Origin of the sequence: Mycobacterium sp. 1482292.6, from assembly GCF_001672995.1 — a bacterium.
GTDB classification, from domain to species: Bacteria; Actinomycetota; Actinomycetes; order Mycobacteriales; family Mycobacteriaceae; genus Mycobacterium; species Mycobacterium europaeum_A.
The window spans coordinates 1-1,083 of record NZ_LZKV01000180.1; the positions used below are offsets into that span (position 1 = coordinate 1).

Here is a 1,083-nt window from a genome sequence, read left to right on the forward strand (position 1 = left end):
CCTCCGCCTTGATCGCCGCCGGGTCGACGATGTTGACGTCCTGGCCGTCGATGTTGTCGTAACGCACCACCGGCAGCAGGCGTTCATCTCGTCGGTCATGCAGGAGCTGCAGGCCACGGGCACGTTCACCAACATCGACAAGCTCAAGAACCTGATGGCGGTGGCGCGCAAGGACGTGGTGCTCTCGGCGGGGTGGAGCGAAGACATGATCCAGCGCCTGGGCGGGCTGGCCGGTGGCAACGTCGAGTTCCGGACGCTGCCGGTGGTGCGTTACGACAACATCGACGGCCAGGACGTCAACATCGTCGACCCGGCGGCGATCAAGGCGGAGGTGGCGGCGGCGATCGGGGCCGACACGACGACGACCGCGCCGAGCACCACCGCCGTGAAGCCGGATCCCACCACGGTCGTCGACGTGGTCAACGCCGGCAGCATGAGCGGTCTGGCCACCGAGGTATCCCGCGCGCTGAAAAAGAAGGGCTACACCCCGGGTCAGGTCCGCGACCGCGAATCCGGCGACCCGACCTCCACGACGGTCGAGTACGGCGCCGGCGCGCAAACCGATGCGCTGAACCTGGCCAACCTGCTCGGCGTGGACGCGCCGAAGCAGCCCAGCCCCAGGGTGCAGCCCGGACACATCCGCCTGACCGTGGACACCAATTTCACGATGCCCAGCCCCGACGAGACGCAGATGGACGACACCACGAGCACCAGCTCGAGCACCACGTCGACCAAGGCCAAGAGCTACTACTACAACGGCACGACCACGACCTACCCGACGCCCGATCAGGGCAAGCCGATCGATGGCGGCGGCGTGCCCTGCGTCAACTAGCCATCACGCTGCGCGGTGATCGCAAGCGCGGCGGAGCCGGGCGCGGCGGGTCGCCGCCATCAGGCTGCGCGGTGATCGCAAGCGCGGCGGAGCCGGGCGCGGCGGGTCGCCGCCATCAGGCTGCGCGGTGATCGCAAGCGCGGCGCAGCCGGGCGCGGCGGGTCGCCGCCATCAGGCAGCGCGGTGATCGCAAGCGCGGCGGAGCCGGGCGCGGCGGGTCGCCGCCATCACGCATGCGTGCCGCCATCGAT

The 1,083-nt window shown here is 69.9% G+C and carries 1 protein-coding gene; it reads left to right on the forward strand.

The window, feature by feature from the left end; genetic code table 11:
* Nucleotides 1-832: LCP family protein (locus A5624_RS17690; RefSeq protein WP_369827495.1), on the forward strand; the 832-nt coding region annotated here is incomplete at its 5' end.
* Between the last annotated feature and the right edge of the window lie 251 nt (nucleotides 833-1,083).